Source organism: Yersinia sp. LJYL362, from assembly GCF_048323875.1.
This window is the reverse complement of sequence record NZ_JBLWEX010000301.1, coordinates 1-16,449: the sequence shown is the minus strand read 5'-3', so window position 1 is coordinate 16,449 and position 16,449 is coordinate 1. Positions and strand designations below refer to the sequence as shown.

Below are 16,449 nucleotides of genomic sequence, written 5' to 3'. Positions count from 1 at the left end.
AGGAGCATTGAAACGTGGCTATTTTTGGCAGCGGGATAATGTTTCGTCATGGGAAGTTTGTCTTCCTGATCCAGCGCTCTGACGATGGTACGTGGTGCCCACCAGGAGGGAAGGTAGAACCAGGTGAGCTTGCCGTCGATGCCGCAAGGCGCGAAGTGTTTGAGGAGGCTGGCTATCAATATGATGGTCTACTAACCCCGCATAGCGTTTACGGCGATTATCTGACGCTTCGTGCAGAAGTAACGGATCAGTTTGAGGCGAAACTTAACGATGAGTCACTGGCTGCTGGATGGTTTCACATTGATGATCTGCCCAAGCCACTTCATCAGCCATTCGCTGAAATGCTGGGACGGCAGGCGCTCAACGAAACCGAGGTAGCCGCACTTATCTCAGACGGGACATTAAGCAGCCCGCAATACTTCATAAACATGTGGATGTACGCCATACGGGTGACCGGAACTGGTGTTACATGGCGCTCCGCAGGTCAGGAGATGACTTTCCGTAATCCGGATGACTATCTCACCCCAGAGTTCTTACAGCGTGTAGCGGGATTGCCGCTCATCTGGCTTCACCCTAAGAAAAATATACTTGATAGCAATGAGTTTGCAGAGCGCGTTATCGGGACCCTGACGAGTAGTTGGGTTGCCGATAAGGGCGAGGTGTGGGCTATTGCCAGAGTATATGACGCCGAAGCCGCAGAAATTATGGCGACGCGGCAACTAAGCACCTCACCAACTGTAAAGTTTGTTGAGATACCTAAATCAATCATAGTTGACGGTCAGCCTCTACTGGTGGAGCCATCCCCTGAGCTGCTCGACCATGTTGCAATTTGTGAACAGGGCGTATGGGACAAGCTCCTTGACCCTACTGGTGTTAAATCTGATTCCATTCCAAACGAGGCTGAAATAATGGACGAAGACAAATTCGTAGAACTATTTAATAAGTGTATGGATTCTCGCATGGCTAAAGCTGATTCCGAGGCCAAAGAGGCCAAGGAAAAGGCGGATGCCGAAGATGCAGCCAAGAAAGAAAAGGCTGACGCTGAAGAAAAAGAAGCTGCGGAGGCCAAGGCTAAAGCCGATGCGGAAGAAAAAACCGCAAAGGAAAAGGCTGATGCTGAGGCTAAAGAAAAGGCCGATGCTGAATCGGCAGCAAAAGAAAAAGCAGACTCTGAACTACGTCAGCAAATTGCAGACCTCAAAACTCGCATCCCAACCGAGCTGAGTGATGAAGAGCGCAATGAATTAGCTGATGCGCAAGTTAAGGCTGATAGCGTGTTCTCTGTGTTGGGTAAGCGCGCACCTATGCCGCTCTCTGGTGAGAAACCACTGTCATATCGTCGTCGCCTGATGATCCAATTACAGGAACATTCAGGTGATTACAAAGCAGTTGATCTCTCTTCAATCGCTGACTCTGCATTGTTGAATATCGCAGAGAAACAAATTTACGCCGATGCACAATCCTCAGCCAGTTTGAGTGTTGGGCCTGGCATGTTGCGTGAAATTAAACGCTCCGATGTTACTGGTCGTCAGATTAGTACCTTCGAAGGCGATCCGGCAGCCACTTGGGGACCATTCCAAATGGGTAAGCGTCAGGTCACCATGTTCAACAACCAGGCTTAACGGGAGCATTAAAGCATGGCTAATTTATCTCTAAACCCAATGGCGACGACTAACGCATTGGGTTCTTTCGGTGTTCAGTCTGACGGATTTATTCAAGGCGTTGCTTTGGATGACCCGGCTAATCGTTTCAATCTTGCTTCCGGTACCGTTTCTGCGACTGAGACCAAACCTCTGTGGGGCGGCGTGCCGGTTGCTGAGCTGATCCCCGGCGTATCGTCCAGCCCTCGCGGTTCGACCATTCGCCGAGCACTTGGCGTAGCTGATATCGAAGGGTTTACAGTTTTCAATCAGGCTCACAACGGCCTGACTACCCCTCAATCGCCTGTTCCGCTATTTGCGTCAGGTATGAGTGTTTCCTTCTATCGCTTTGGCGCAAATATGCGCATCCCGTTGAAGGCATCTCCTGCGGTGATTGCGCTCGGCACCAACAATGCATCTGTAAAAACAGCATTGGCGTGGGACTTCGTTAACAACCAAATAACCACCGCTGCCGATGCGGGTTATGCAGGTGCTGATATTGCCACCACCGCCATTTCATTCACCGGTGGTGTGGCTACGGCTACCACTGGCGCGGCGCATGGATTAACTGCTGGTAAATACATCACCATTAGTGGTGCTGTTCCTGCGGCTTATAACGGCACTGTAGTTGTTACTTCGGTACCGACAGCTACCACGTTCACCTATGTGCCAGCGTCAACACCTGGTGGCGTAGCAACTACACAGGGGACTATTGGAGCGGTAACTCTGGCGAACATTACGCTACCGGCCAAAGTTATCTCAATACAGTCTGGCAACTCGAAAACCGTTTCTTATGACAGCGTTACGGGTTTCCTGACATGGAATGATCACGACAGCTGCGCGCTGGTCCTAATTTAATCGGGAGTTGAATTAAATGGCTGCAATTACTCCGAGTTACACGATCGTCAATCCGTCGTACATCGCGCCGGAGATGATCATTGGTTACCAGCAGGCGTCAGGTGCATTTGAAACCATCGCCAGCGGTAACCCACAAGTTCGCCTGGGCGTTGGCGACCAGTATGTTTACATGCGTCGTCTTGATATCCGAACCCAAGTCACATCCAGTCAATCCGGTAACGCTAACCAGTTGCCGAGTGTTGCGATGGAAGCCCGTATGATTTCCACGCCAACATATCTTTTCCGCTGCCGCGGTATCTATGACCACCATGACATGGCCGCAGCAGGAAACTGGAATGTGGCACTGCCTGAAGCACAGCGCCTTGGTATGCGCCAGGGTATCTTCCAGCAACTTCGTACCAGCTTACTGTTTGGTATGAACCCAGCAGGCGGGGAGGGCTTGCTGAATACCGCAGGCGCAACTACTGACACCCTGCCTGCTGACTCAAGTGGCAACACCACCGTCCTAACTTACGACCATGGGGAAATGGCGGTTTATCTTCTGGGACAAGTTCAGGCAGCGCTGACGCGGACCATGCAGTTAGGTCTCCAGCAGCGTGTTGTCATCCTTGGTCCTCAGCGTGTCCTGGGTGCTATGGAGATTCAGCAGATTGTGCAATTGACATCATATCAGCGCCCTGGCGGTGGTACCGATGCAGTTGGCGGGATGGTGAAGGAAGTTCTAAGAGGCGCAGGTGTTCAGGTTGATTGGGTTTACGACGACACCTTGATCGGCGCTGGCGCTGGCGGTACAGACGTTGTGTTAATTACCATCCCTGAAGTTGAAGTCCCGATGGTTAACTCAACCGTTAACACCAACGAATTTGCCAAGCTCTCGCCTTCTCTGTCTGCCAATGCCCTAATGTTCTGTGACATGGCCGCACCTCGCGAAATTCCTACTCCGATCGCCGGTGGTGCAGTAGACGTGTTAGCAGAAATGCGTTCAACATCTGGCTGGGCCGTTCGCCCGGAAGCTATCACTATTTTATCTATGGCCTACGCCGCTTAAGTCTGCGCGTTGTCATAAGAACCCCTGTTGGTTAAATCCTTCAGGGGTTTTTTATTTTGGGGGAAACGATGAAGCTTTATATCGCAAACACTACTAAGCAGCGCCACATGTTCTCTTTCCGTACCTTAGAGACGGGCCGTCTGCGCAACATTCCTATTGCTTATGGTTCTCAAGCCATTGTTCTTGATGGGAACACCGAAGAAATCAGTGCAGTTATCCAGCATCACCAAGTTTACGGGCTGATTGATGCCTCAACTATCGACCAAAGTAAAAACTTTGTTGGTCTTTGCTACAGCATTGATAAGCCAGTGCAAGAGAAAATTATCGAAAAAGCGATGAGAGATAACGATCACAAGTTGACTGAAACCTCTCATAACCGCCGTCAGGCTTCAGTCGCAGCTCAAGACGATGCATTGCTGAATAGCGGTACTGGTTATGCCGGTGACATGGAATTTACTGTCGAGCAGACAAAAGGCCGTGATGACAATAACGACACACCTAGCGTGAATGAAACAATTGTCACCCAGAAGCGCGGGAGTAAAAAGTAAATGACCATCAGTCTGTCGGGATTTATCGAATTTATTCGCACTGACATGGGGATTCCTGCTAGTCAGCTTCCCGACGACTCGCCTTCAATTGCTCTTGCTTACGGTGGCGCTGTTGAGTGGGTGAATCAGGATATTGCCTCTGTGATGCCGAATCTCTATACAGTGGCGGTATATAACCTTGCTGCTTCATTCCTGGTTAACTACGGAACGGAATCAGTATTTTCTGAGCTTCGTAAAACGCTTGGGCTGAATAACTTCAAGGCTGGGGTGATCACCGGGGCCAGCGATAACTCAACAAGTTCTCAGCGCCTGGTGCCTGATTTCTTCAAAGACTTGTCACTTGCTGACCTCCAGATGCTGCTTGACCCTTGGGGGCGCAGATACCTGATGATTGCTCAGCAATTTGGGAGCTTGTGGGGGCTGTCATGATCACTCTCCATTTAGGTGTTATGGACATCCCTTATGGGGATGAGAACACGACCACTGGTGATGTAGCAGAGTTGCTAGAGGGGAAGTACAAAGTCATGCAGACGTTCTTTGACCGGTACGGCCAAGATATCGCTGACATGATGGCAAATGATATCGCCGCCAGTCTTGAGAATATGATTGCAGGTGCGCCCCCTGCAAGAGATCCGTTAGCTGAATCAATGTCACGAACGCACAACCTATTTGTCGCGTTTCTGGACAATGAAGAGATGAACGGGCTAGCGGGAATTCCAACTCGCCGGGCAATGGAAGGAATATCGAAGAGATTCAAAAATAAGAAGGGTAGCCCAAGACCATCCTTTATCGATACTGGAACATATCAGGCTTCAATGCGCGCCTGGGTAAGTGGGGTGCTGAATGCCTTCCCTAACTGAGCTACAGAAAACCGCACAAACAGAACTTAATGCGGCCTTGACTCAGGGCCTTGATGACATCAGCCGTTCTGAGGTTGTCACATTTACAAAATATATTAGAAAGGTTCTTCCGCTGGATGGCTTCGTGTTCTGGGTGAAAGCGTCAATTCTGACTGACGACCCAGACCCTGAACCAGACACGGTGGATGTGAAAGGTTACCTGCACTTAACAACAGAAACTATTCAGGATGATGAGCAACTTTACGACCGAAACGTTGTGACTTTCACCGCTCAGTCGGATATCGACCCATTTAATGACATTGGTTCTGATGTGCTCTATATCGGCGAGTTTTACGGAATACAGTTCTCTTTCTCTCGGCGAACCGGCCTGAATGAGCCAGCTAATCTGTATCACTACACTGGCGAAGCTGTATACCCGCACATGCGCTCGCAGATCATCAACTCTGCTGAAGATATAGATTTAACGGATGTTGTTGTCTCCAGTTCACTGCCTATCTGGTTAGGGTTGAATCAGTACATGCCAATGTATCCGGCTATGCTGTCAATCCAGAATATTTCACCGCCTTTTGCAACGGTCAGATGTAGCAACGTTACTCCTGTTGCAGGTTCATTTTACCTTGATGAAAAGAGCAACCAATATCAGCTGGTATCCGAAGATGTAACCATTTCTGTGACCGGTTTACGAAATGCTGCAATAGAAGATTTTCTTCGCTATGTGCAGCAATACACGATAAGCGACGACTCGGAAATGGGTGTCATGAATATCCCTGTCGTTCAGGATGAGCGCGTGACTCAGAACGAACTTAACGCTATCGCCATGCGAAAAACCATCAAATTCAAGATCAACTATTACCAACAACGGATGAGAAATATCGCCCGCCAGTTGGTTGTATCTGCAATCCCGTCCATTTATCCGGAGAAATAATTAAATGGCAATTGTTAATATTAACGTATCGGTGACCAACCCACCGAAGCCGTCGCAACTGCTTAAGTCCGGGGCGATGATTTCCATGGGCGGGACCACTCTAAGCGCTGGTGAATACCAATTACTGACATCCAAATCAGATTTGGCAACCATCCTAAAACCAGCAAAATCGATTGCTACCATTGAATGGGCTACAAACGTAGTAACAGTCACGCTATCAGCAGCGCATGGCTGGACGATTGGCGATGAAGTGCCAGTGTTGATTTCTGGTGTTACTCCAGCTGGGTACAATGGCGCCTTTACTGCCACGGTAACCACATCAACTGCGTTCACATATCCATTGCTAGTTAGCCCTGGCGTGTCCACGGTTATGGGGTCAGTGAAAACTGTAGTGTCGAATGAAATAACCCAGATGAATACTTCGTACTGGGCGCAAGGAACCAACCGAGCAGTATTTGTGCTGGAACTTGGTGATGTATCCATGGAGAGCGGTGTGGCGGCTCTGTCTACTTTTATTGATGAAGATATCTCTCTGGGTAACACATACCAGAAATTCTTCTCTTATCTGGTGCCGCGCGAGTGGGATGAGCAAGCGACATTTAAAGACCTAACCGGTCAGTATACATCGCCAAGTTCTCTGGTTTACTTTTTTGTGACAACCACTATCGGCACTTACTCTGAGTGGGTTGCCACTAAGAATAAGACGGTCTTTGCGGGTGTTGAAGCGCCAAATATTCCGGCAACAGAGTTTTCTATGGCCGGACCATTCCAATCTTCGCTATCAAATGACCCTGGTTCATCAAACATGGTGCCGCCGATGGCCTATCGGTTCATGTACGGGGTAACAGAATACCCATTGAGTGGTAATGGCACACTGCTGAAAACGCTTCAAAATAACAGCATCAACTACATTGGCACGGCAGCAGAAGGGGGCCTTAGCAATAAGATGCTGGTAGCTGGCCACATGTTGGATAGTAATCCATTCAACTATTGGTACTCAGTGGCATGGACTGCGATAAACCTTGAGTTGGATCTGGCTAACGAAGTCATCAATGGCTCTAACACCTCAACCAACCCTCTTTACTATGAGCAAGTTGGCATCGATCGCCTCCAAAATCGCGCGCTGAAAACGCTACGTAATGGCATTAGCTATGGGTTAATTCTGGGCCGGGTCATTGGTGCAAAACTAATTCAGACTGACTTCAATGCTGAATATGAGAAAGGCACTTATGCGGGGAATGCTGTGATCAATGCGGTGCCATTCAGCAATTACACAAGCCTTAACCCGTCAGACTATCAGGATGGGAAATATAGCGGACTAAGCGCCGTTATGACACCGCGCCGTGGATTCGAGTCAATCACGTTTAACCTGAACGTAACCAATTTTGTGGGGGCATAAAAAATGGCAAACCCGTTAGTACCACAGGGATTTCTTAACCGCGTTCGTGGGGCTGTTTCCGTAACTGGTGATCCGTCTTTGAATGTTACGGCGTCATTTCTTGGCAAAGAAGGTGTTAGTTTGCGTCCTGACGGGCCAGCAACCGATATTTTGCCAACAATGACAGGCACGGTAGGCAGCCAAGCCCCCTATCAACAGGTTACGTTAACAGTTCACTTGCTTAAGACTCAGGCGCTTGCTGCGGCATATCAAAATCGCTTTGCGACCGACACGTCACTTGGGGAAATTGTAGTTACCCCAGATGCTAATACCTTTGGGAATTACACCGTTCTTAACAGTTACTTAGTTAATTTCAACGAAATAACCATGAACGGTATGGACCCCGGCTATGTGGCCACAATTTCTGGCTACATCATCACCAATGACAACATGTGGGTGTAATTCGTGAAAATTGATAAAAATCTTAACCTGGTTAGCACCATTAGCCGGGATGGCGGAAATCCTGTTTATCTTCATGTTGCCCCCTTCCCCTATGAAGTTATTGAAGAGAATTGCCTGCTCTTGGGGAATATGTTCTCAAGCTTCATATCTCAAGTTGGTGGGCTTGGGTCTGCTCGCATTGCCGCCATGATGCTACGGAAAAAACTAAAACAGGATCAAGAGTTGAGTGGGGCTTCTGGGCCGACAATTGTTGACGACATTCAACGCTTAACCACTGTCATTTATAACGACAACGGCGAGTGGAAGTCATCACCGTTTGATGCCGCGATGAAGAATGGAGTTATCACCGCTGATGAGTATCGAGACACTGAAGGTGAAATAGTTTTTTTTATGGTGTCATCTGCCATTCAGAAGAAGGAGCTGATAGCCCCAACAGTGGGAGCGGTGATCGGAATGTACGGTGGGCAACTAACATCATCAAACGCTACGGAATTCCGCGCTTCCTTGCTGAAGTCGAATCAGGATACAGATACCCAACCCCAGAGTGCCGAGCAGGAAACTTCATTTATACCCTCTTAGATTGGGCGGCGAATGAGGGGTTCTGGCGTGTTATTCGGGACATCACTGGTGAAGAGTTTCACAGTCCTGCTCAATATCGCCAGCGCTTCTTAATCGCGGCACTCAAAGAAAGAGGCTTCTTCAATGGCAGCTAAGTCAATCATTGATATTGATGTAAATGACGATAAATTCCAGTCATTTATGGAAAAATTCAACGAGTATCAAAATGCCCTTAATGACCTGCCAGATGCATGGAGGGGGGTTGCTCAGGGGATTGGTGATACTGAGAAAGAAACTGCAAAAGCGCGTTCTGAATTGCAGGGTGTAGCAAAATCTTTCTCAGATGGTGCTGCTGCTATTTTGTCTATAAATAGTGGGCTTGACCGGTTAAACGACAGTCTTGATAAAGCTAACAAAAACCAATCTGGATTTAATAAAAATGCAGGAGCCGCAAAGAAATTTCTGAGCGGTGCAACGAAAGATGCAAAATCTCTGGCTGGACATATCAAGGATGCTACTACCAGTTTGATTTCATGGGGTAGCATCCTTGGCTTGTTTTCTGGACTGATAGGTGCAGGCGGTTTATTTGGGATTAACCGGCTGGCTTCCGGTGCTGCATCACAGAGGTTTACAACGCTTGGGCTGGGAACTACGTCTGGTGGACTTGATTCTAGTGCTATCAACTATCAGAGGGCGCTGGGCAACCCAACAGGCACCCTTGGCGCTATTCGCGACTCACAGCTTGATCTGAGTAAGCGCTGGCAGTTCCAGGCGATGGGTATCAACAACCCGGATCAGGACCCTGCAAAACTGCTTCCACAGATGATCCGCAATGCGCGCGATATCTTTGTTAAAAATGGTAGCAATCTTCAAGGGGCCGAGGCTCATGGACTGACAAACTTTTTCACCCTCGATGATTTGAACCGCTTTAAAAATATGAGCGATGCAGAAATTGATTCGATGGAAAAGCAATCTCAGAAGGATGCCGTTCGTCTTCAGTTAACAGACCAGCAGTTAAAGCAATGGCAGGACTTTAATGTACAGCTTGACCTTAGCAATCGCAGTATTCGCAATGCTTTTGTTACCGGTCTAGCCCCGTTAGCACCATCACTTGGTAAATTATCTGATGCAGTTTCTGGTGCAATAGATACGTTCCTTCAATCCCCAGAATTAGGTAAGTGGATTGATAGCCTTTCGCAGGGCATTCAAAAATTTGGCAACTACTTAGCATCCCCTCAATTCAAAAGTGACGTGGATGACTTCATGTCAAAGGTTGAACGTATGGGAACGCTAATCGGTAACGTTGTTGATTGGGTTCTTGGTAAAACTGATTCAGCAGGAATTACCGCTTCAATAACCTCCGGTTCCAGCATCTTGAATGCCAAGCCAGTAACCAATCCACAAACAGGACAGACTTATACCCCTGGAGGGGAAGATGACCCGCATGTATGGGGATGGCTAAAAGGGGTCAAGCGCTTTTTTTCTGCGGGTGATGTTAAGCCTGTAGATTCAACTCCAGCTGATGTCACAGCAAGGGGGAGAACAATTGCTGATCGCTTTAACAACCCAGGTAATTTGCGCTGGGCTGAAGGGTATGGAACGCATAACACTCAAAGTGGAAAGTTTGCCGTGTTCCCAACCCTCGATGAGGGGGTTCTGGCAGCCACGAAACAGCTTCAGATATATGGATCCAAGGGAATAAATAGCGTTAAGGATATCGTCAAAAAGTGGGCACCATCCAATGAAAACGATACTGATGCTTATATTCGCCACGTTGTTAAATCGACGAAATTCAGTGAAAACGAAAAGCTCAACCTTAACGACCCAACCGTTCTGGCAAAACTCATTTCAGCTATGGCAACGAAAGAGGGGGCTGGTAGCCGGGTTACTGAGGGGGCGGTCATCCAGATTTACAACAATACCGGTGGCAACGCCATTGTAAATAGCGCTCAGCTTGGGGGGGTATAATCAATGGCTTTCACAAGGGAGCTTTACAAGCTTGGATTCGAGATATCCCCTGTTATTCTCTGTGAAGGTGTAGCTCAAAGTATTCCAGGCGGAATGCTACCGATAGTGGCCCTTACGCAAAGCGCAAGTTTTGTTACGGGCCTGATTGGTGGGGCTATAAACCTGACAGACTTGGATAAATATTTCTGCCATTGGAAGCCCATACAAGGGGCTACCATGGTTGATTACGATATTGCCAGATACCCATTTGCTAACCAAACCGTGGCTGCAAATGCGCTATTAGCGCAGCCACTTCGAGTATCTCTAATGATGGATGCGCCGGTTAATGAAAACACTGGTGCAATGACAAAATTAGTTACCCTCAGCGCGCTTCAGTCAGTTCTGCAAGCTCATGCCAATCTTGGTGGCACATTCATTGTTGCAACGCCTGCATTGATATACAGCGGTTGCATACTGAAAACGGTGAAAGATGTTACCAGCTATAACGAGCCTATCCCTCAGAAATCATGGGTGTGGGACTTCGAGCAGCCGCTTGTTACTGAGACTGGAGCCGAGCAAGCCGTTAATAGCTTTATCGGCAAGATAGACGGCGGAGCAAAGACAACCAGTAGTGCGTGGACAAGTACGGCAGCGGCATTAGGAAATACCTCACTTGGGGGTAGCGTCTCAGGAATAGCTAGTGAGGTTGTAGGGCTTGTTGGCAAACTGAGTGGAGCTTTCGGCTTATGAGTACAGAATATTATGATTTTTCTGGCAATGAGCGCGAGAGTATGTCGTTTACTCCACCACTGGATGGGACGATTTATAACTGCCAAATAAAATGGAACATATCGGGTCAGCGATGGTATCTGAACATTACGGATAACTCAGGTAGCCAGATCCTTACTACTGCAATGATCGAATCAACAACAGGCATGGGGATTAACCTTATATCTGGAGTTTTTTCTTCAACATCCATGATATGGCGTCAGCCTAATGGTCGAATTGAGGTAACAAGCTGATGCGCTTTTACGATATTCAGATATATGACCAAAAGGGGGCTTTATTTCGTCAGTATTCAAGTCTTAAAAATGGAGTTTTCAACCCCGGCGGCCTGATGGTTGAATTTGATATTCAGCGATTTGGCGAGTCCACTCCGCAAGGTCAGAGCTGCATTACTGTTTGGGGCGTTAGCCCACAGGAAATGCAGCAAGCCCAGCAAAACATGTTTGGCATGACTGTAAAAATGTTTGTTGGAATGTCAAAGGGATTGCCATTATCGAAACCATCTCAAAAAGGTTTGGTTCTTGAGGGCACCATCTGGCAGGCCTTTGGAAACTGGCAGGGAACTGAGCTGAGACTTGATTTAATCGTTGTTGCTGGACCAACATCGACCACCAGTCAGGTGCCAATGGCTCCGCTTAATTTAACGATGCCATGGAGTGCTGGGCAACAGTTATCAGTAGCACTAACTCAGTGTTTTCAAACTTTGGGTGGTTCATACACTCACAACATAAACGTTAGTAGCCGCCTGGTTCTTCCATATTCTAGACCCATGTTTTGCGGAACTCTTAGCCAGTTGGCGAGGGATCTGAAAACCTTTTCAAGGTCAATAATTAAAGACGCCTCTTATTATGGAGTAGAGATCACTGTCGTTGATGGGAAAGAGATAAGGGTGTGGGATAACGATTATAATAACCACTCTGATCAATCATCATTAAAAAGCGCCACCTACCGTAAAGGGCATCCAACTCAAATAGAATTTACTGACCTTATAGGTCAGCCCACATGGATTAGATTTGGCACAATAACAGTGCCATGTGTAATGCGGGCAGATATTCAGGTTGGCGATCATATTTTAATGCCGAAAAAATCACGGCCAATGATACAGGCATCTTCATTTTCTCAATTCAGAAATGACTCTGCTTTTACTGGGGAGTTTATCGTGCAATCCGTTCGCCTTGTGGGAAATAGTCGGCAACCCGATGCCAATAGTTGGGTGACAATTATTGAGGCATATCCTTCTATGGAGTTGGCGAAAAAATGAATGTTAGCAACAAGTTGAATTTTAATAGAAATATTACTCAGTTTACTGAGAACAAAATAAGTGAAGAAATGGAGTCGGCAGGCAAGGTATTGCCAGTGACTGTTATCTCTCAGTCAGGGAAAATGGTAACTGTTTCATTCAATCTCACTAATATCCCGTACACGCTACCTCAAGTCACTATTCCTATTTTTGGTCCTCAATATATCCGATACCCAATGCAACCAGGTGACAGGGGAATCGCGATACCTGCTGATACCTATCTTGGGGGGGTTAGTGGGCAAGGTGGAGGCACGGCAGATCTCACGCCGCCGGCGAACTTAAGTGCTTTGGTTTTTTTACCCATAAGTAATACAGAGTGGGATTCGGTTGATGGACAGGTCCTGACACTGTACGGGCCAGAGGGTGTGACTATTCGTGATGCTGGAAGCAGCACAACATTTTTACTTACACCGGAAAGTATCACTATTGCCACGCCAACACAGTTTAAAGTCACGGTTGGCGGCACGGTATTCACTTTGACAAACGGCATGTGGAGCCTTTCTGGCGAAGCTGGAAAGTTAGAGGACTCTACCGCAAGTACAAGTCCTGCAATTATGCATGCTGGCTGGTCTGGCTTGGTTGCATGGTGCAATAGCCACGTTCATACCAACGGCAATGGCGGAGCGAATACCGGTTCAACTACAACGCCTTTTAACGGGAATATTACTGAATGAGAACTTACGGCAGAAATTCAGATGGCCAATGGGTGCTTGTTGAGACTGATGATAATGGTTTTAATGATTCTGTTTATCTGACGACGCTTATTCAAAACCTGAAGCTGGCCCCGCAAGAATCACCCTTTTACGCGAATAACGGCATCCCGGCCAATGGTTCGGTCATTCAGCAGATATTGCCGACTTATTACGTTAATAGAATACAGCAGCAATTTAGCCAGTATTTCTCTTCTTTGCAGATTGCGATGGTCAGCGATGACCCGCCAATTTATAACATATCGGCCATAACGAACGCCGGTTCAAAAATCATTGCACAGGTGAATGTATGAGTGATTTGCCAGTTAGTTACAATGCATCAGGTCCTATCCCGCTAACCGCAAATGAATTAAGAGATCAGATAGTCACTCTGGCCACTGCGCAATCACCTGGAATCACAACCGATTTACCAGGTTCATTAGTAGAGGATATCGTCAGCACGAACGTTGGTGCGCTGTTGGTGTGTGACCAGGCTCGAGTAGATTTAATTAACTCAGTCGGGCCTCTTACTGCCAATGTTTTTATGCTCAACACTCTTGCTGAGCAATATGGGATAGCCAGTCAAAAAACAGAAGGACTGACAACCGTGCCGGTTGTGTTTACTGGCCCCGCGGGATTTGCAATCCCCCAAGGCTTCCTTGTTTCAGATGGTACTTATCAATATTCTCTTTTGGACACAACAATCATTCCTTCATCTGGTACCACTTCACCAACGACCTGTGCGGCTACAATTACAGGTTCTTGGGCTGTGCCAGAGAATACCGTGAACAATATTGCTACAAGCCTACCGTCAGACATTGTTATTTCCTGCACCAACCCAACAGCCGGGGTTCCGAGTGGTTCTGCTGAAACTGTTGCTGAGTTTCGTAGCCGCGTATGGGAATCAGGAATGAGTACAGTTCAGGGCTACCCTGGGTTTATTCGTCAAAAATTAACTGATTTAGAAAATGTTCAGGCTAGGCTTGTGTCTGTTGTCGCAGATGGTAGCGGCTGGATAATCATGTGTGGTGGCGGTGATATATTCTCAATGGCAGGAGCTATTTATAAATCAGCGGGTGATATAAGCCGATTGAAAGGAACTACGCTGGGCGTGACGGGCATAACAAACGCGTCGCCTGGGGTTGTAACCACTGATATCACTCATGGGTTTAGTGATGGTCAGGTAGCTGTTATAAACGACGTCACTGGAATGACAGGAATAAATGGAACGCCTTTCACCATCACCGTAATAAACTCACATTCATTCTCAATCGGCGTTAGTACGATTGGATCTGGATCATGGTCTGGTGGTGGGGTGGTGACGCCAAACTTAAGAAATAACGCAGTTACAATAAACGACTGGCCAGATAACTACATCATTCCATTTGTTCAGCCATTGCAGCAGCGTGTAACTGTGAGGCTGGAGTGGGCAACAGAAAGTGTAAATTACTTAACCGATGCTACTGTAGCCTCGCTAGTAACTGCGCCTGTAATCTCTTACATCAATGGAATTTACGCGGGAAACCCTTTAAACATTAACAGCATTAAGGATGTTTTCTTACAGTCAATTAATGAAACTATTAACATGAGTTTAATTAGTAGCTTAAATGTTGTTGTTACTGTTAATGGTGTTATTACTGGAGTAGATGAAAACACAAATATAATCAGTGGCGATAGATATAGCTATTGGTTTATTTCGGATGATGGCGTAACAGTATCGGGGGGATGAGATGCTTGAAGATATTATTCGCGCATACCTATATCAGCAGTACAATGACGATGAAAATCTTCAAGCGTTTGTTGATGCATATAATACGCTAGCAAAAGATATATATGGCTGGATGAAAGACGCAAATCTTCCTGTTTTCGTTGGCGGGTATAATGCTGGTGATCAGCTAAGATGGATAGCACTTGGAATTTACGGCGTTAAACCACCGATACTTTCAAGTGATAAACGGAGAATATCCGGTCCATTCAATGCCATGCTTTTTAATCAACTTCCATATAACGGTAGAGTGGTTAAAAACGAGTCAGAGCAAGTTGTTGCATCAGACGATGTCTTTAAAAGAGTCATGACATGGAACTACTATAAGGGTGATGGATTCAACTTTACGATACCGTGGCTTAAGCGGCGCATTATGCGCTTCTTGACTGGTGTTGACGGGGTTGATGTATTGAATGATCAGCGATGGAGTATATCTGTTTTGTTTTCTTCCTCCGGTGCCAGCATATCCATCGTTAAAGGATACAGGAAGCTGACCAGTTCCAGTTTGTACAATGCATCCACTTTCAATACTCGTTCTTTTAACCAGAAAACAAGCGTCCTGATTAAAAGTAACGAATATGAGTTTGCATCACTATTCAAACAGGCTTTTGATAGTGGGCTTCTACATATGCCATTTTATCAGCCTGTTTCTGTGACTATTGTTGGTTGATTATATATTTCCATCTTTAAATTTGTTTTGTTTATTTGCACTTTGATTTCTATTGTCAATAGAAATATACAGGTGTGTTTTTAAACAAAAACAGATAAACACAAGCAAAACAATAACAAAAAACAATGAGACACTAAACCGTATATTTTCAAATGGAGGCATGCCATTTTGAAAAGCAATGTCGAATATTAAACATATTAGGAAAATAGAAAGCAGTATTGTTGCCGTGCTTATTGCGGAAAGAATTGCCTTTAAAATAACAACCATCCATTTGCTCATTTCAAACATCCTCTTGTATTGGGTAAGTATTATTTTTGCAGTGAAATCACTTAAAGTCAAAATCAAACCATCTTGCTTTATTTTAACTAAATTCAGGAGGGCCAAATGGCCTTGACACTATTGTCTGCAAATAACGCCTCAACAGTGTTATCAGCGGGGATCAGCGCATCAGCTACAACTCTAACGGTAAATACCGGCACTGGCGGTCTTTTCCCATCACCGGTATCTGGTACGAGCTTTTTTAAACTTACTTTGATTGATGCTGCTACAGGAACATTAACCGAGATAGTGCATGTCACGGCCCGAACTGGCGACACTATGACAATAGTGCGCGGGCAGGAGGGGACAACTAATAGGATTTGGTCTGCTAATGATATAGCTGCAAATATGATGACAGCTGGCACCCTGGATCTGTTTGTACAGTCCGGCACTCTAGGTGGGGCGGCATTACTAAATGTTGGAACCGCAGCAGGTACGGTCGCAGCAGGTAACGATAGTAGAATCACCGGCGCACTCCAGAAGTCAGCGAACTTATCTGACTTAACCAACGTTACAACGGCTCTCGCAAACCTTGGTTTAGGTGATGGAAGTATATTGCCAGTTGGCGTGCCTGTGCCGTGGCCGCTTTCAGTGCCACCAACCGGCTGGATGAAATGTAATGGTTCATCTTTCAACACATCAGCAAACCCTAAGCTTGCGCTATGTTTCCCATCCGGAATACTGCCTGATTTGCGGG

At 46.7% G+C, this 16,449-nt stretch carries 19 protein-coding genes; all 19 read left to right on the top strand.

Features of this window, described 5'->3' with window-relative positions; genetic code table 11:
• The first annotated feature begins 14 nt into the window (after positions 1-14).
• Positions 15-1,622 carry an NUDIX domain-containing protein gene (locus tag ACNSO8_RS22255; protein ID WP_418395940.1) on the top strand — a complete coding sequence of 536 codons (1,608 nt, stop codon included), beginning with the start codon at positions 15-17 and terminating at the stop codon, positions 1,620-1,622.
• A gap of 15 nt (positions 1,623-1,637) precedes the next feature.
• Entirely contained in the window at positions 1,638-2,498 is an 861-nt protein-coding gene (locus tag ACNSO8_RS22250; RefSeq protein ID WP_418395939.1) for a hypothetical protein, read from the top strand.
• A gap of 16 nt (positions 2,499-2,514) precedes the next feature.
• Positions 2,515-3,546 carry a DUF2184 domain-containing protein gene (locus tag ACNSO8_RS22245; RefSeq protein ID WP_418395938.1) on the top strand — a complete coding sequence of 344 codons (1,032 nt, stop codon included), beginning with the start codon at positions 2,515-2,517 and terminating at the stop codon, positions 3,544-3,546.
• Positions 3,547-3,614: 68 nt separating this feature from the next.
• The gene (locus ACNSO8_RS22240) at positions 3,615-4,094 is read left to right on the top strand and encodes a hypothetical protein (RefSeq protein ID WP_050144618.1); all 480 of its coding nucleotides are present in this window, start codon (positions 3,615-3,617) and stop codon (positions 4,092-4,094) included.
• Positions 4,095-4,523: a hypothetical protein gene (locus ACNSO8_RS22235; protein ID WP_418395937.1), complete on the top strand. Its 429-nt coding sequence runs from the start codon at positions 4,095-4,097 to the stop codon at positions 4,521-4,523.
• Positions 4,520-4,954 carry a hypothetical protein gene (locus tag ACNSO8_RS22230; protein ID WP_418395936.1) on the top strand — a complete coding sequence of 145 codons (435 nt, stop codon included), beginning with the start codon at positions 4,520-4,522 and terminating at the stop codon, positions 4,952-4,954. The genes ACNSO8_RS22235 and ACNSO8_RS22230 overlap by 4 nt, the downstream gene beginning before the upstream one ends.
• A complete protein-coding gene (locus ACNSO8_RS22225) occupies positions 4,938-5,879 on the top strand; it encodes a hypothetical protein (protein WP_418395935.1) in 942 nt (313 codons plus the stop codon). Before ACNSO8_RS22230 ends, ACNSO8_RS22225 begins: the two co-directional genes overlap by 17 nt.
• 4 nt (positions 5,880-5,883) lie before the next feature.
• Entirely contained in the window at positions 5,884-7,278 is a 1,395-nt protein-coding gene (locus ACNSO8_RS22220; RefSeq protein WP_418395934.1) for a hypothetical protein, read from the top strand.
• A gap of 3 nt (positions 7,279-7,281) precedes the next feature.
• Complete coding sequence (locus ACNSO8_RS22215; protein WP_050537685.1) at positions 7,282-7,719, top strand: hypothetical protein; 438 nt, start codon at positions 7,282-7,284, stop codon at positions 7,717-7,719.
• A 3-nt stretch (positions 7,720-7,722) separates the two neighbouring features.
• A complete protein-coding gene (locus ACNSO8_RS22210; protein WP_418395933.1) occupies positions 7,723-8,298 on the top strand; it encodes a hypothetical protein in 576 nt (191 codons plus the stop codon).
• A gap of 123 nt (positions 8,299-8,421) precedes the next feature.
• Entirely contained in the window at positions 8,422-10,245 is a 1,824-nt protein-coding gene (locus tag ACNSO8_RS22205; protein WP_418395932.1) for a hypothetical protein, read from the top strand.
• A 3-nt stretch (positions 10,246-10,248) separates the two neighbouring features.
• Complete coding sequence (locus ACNSO8_RS22200) at positions 10,249-10,974, top strand: hypothetical protein (RefSeq protein ID WP_049526752.1); 726 nt, start codon at positions 10,249-10,251, stop codon at positions 10,972-10,974.
• A complete protein-coding gene (locus tag ACNSO8_RS22195) occupies positions 10,971-11,246 on the top strand; it encodes a phage baseplate plug family protein (RefSeq protein WP_418395931.1) in 276 nt (91 codons plus the stop codon). The genes ACNSO8_RS22200 and ACNSO8_RS22195 overlap by 4 nt, the downstream gene beginning before the upstream one ends.
• Positions 11,246-12,271, top strand: a complete 1,026-nt coding sequence (locus ACNSO8_RS22190) for a hypothetical protein (RefSeq protein ID WP_418395930.1) — start codon at positions 11,246-11,248, stop codon at positions 12,269-12,271. The genes ACNSO8_RS22195 and ACNSO8_RS22190 overlap by 1 nt, the downstream gene beginning before the upstream one ends.
• Positions 12,268-12,984 (top strand): hypothetical protein, encoded by a 717-nt coding sequence (locus tag ACNSO8_RS22185; RefSeq protein ID WP_418395929.1) that lies wholly within the window; start codon positions 12,268-12,270, stop codon positions 12,982-12,984. The genes ACNSO8_RS22190 and ACNSO8_RS22185 overlap by 4 nt, the downstream gene beginning before the upstream one ends.
• A complete protein-coding gene (locus tag ACNSO8_RS22180) occupies positions 12,981-13,313 on the top strand; it encodes a hypothetical protein (protein ID WP_418395928.1) in 333 nt (110 codons plus the stop codon). The genes ACNSO8_RS22185 and ACNSO8_RS22180 overlap by 4 nt, the downstream gene beginning before the upstream one ends.
• Positions 13,310-14,728: a ubiquitin-activating E1 FCCH domain-containing protein gene (locus ACNSO8_RS22175; RefSeq protein ID WP_418395927.1), complete on the top strand. Its 1,419-nt coding sequence runs from the start codon at positions 13,310-13,312 to the stop codon at positions 14,726-14,728. The genes ACNSO8_RS22180 and ACNSO8_RS22175 overlap by 4 nt, the downstream gene beginning before the upstream one ends.
• A gap of 1 nt (position 14,729) precedes the next feature.
• Complete coding sequence (locus ACNSO8_RS22170) at positions 14,730-15,434, top strand: hypothetical protein (protein WP_418395926.1); 705 nt, start codon at positions 14,730-14,732, stop codon at positions 15,432-15,434.
• 384 nt (positions 15,435-15,818) lie between these two features.
• Positions 15,819-16,449: phage tail protein (locus ACNSO8_RS22165; protein ID WP_418395925.1), on the top strand; the 631-nt coding region annotated here is incomplete at its 3' end.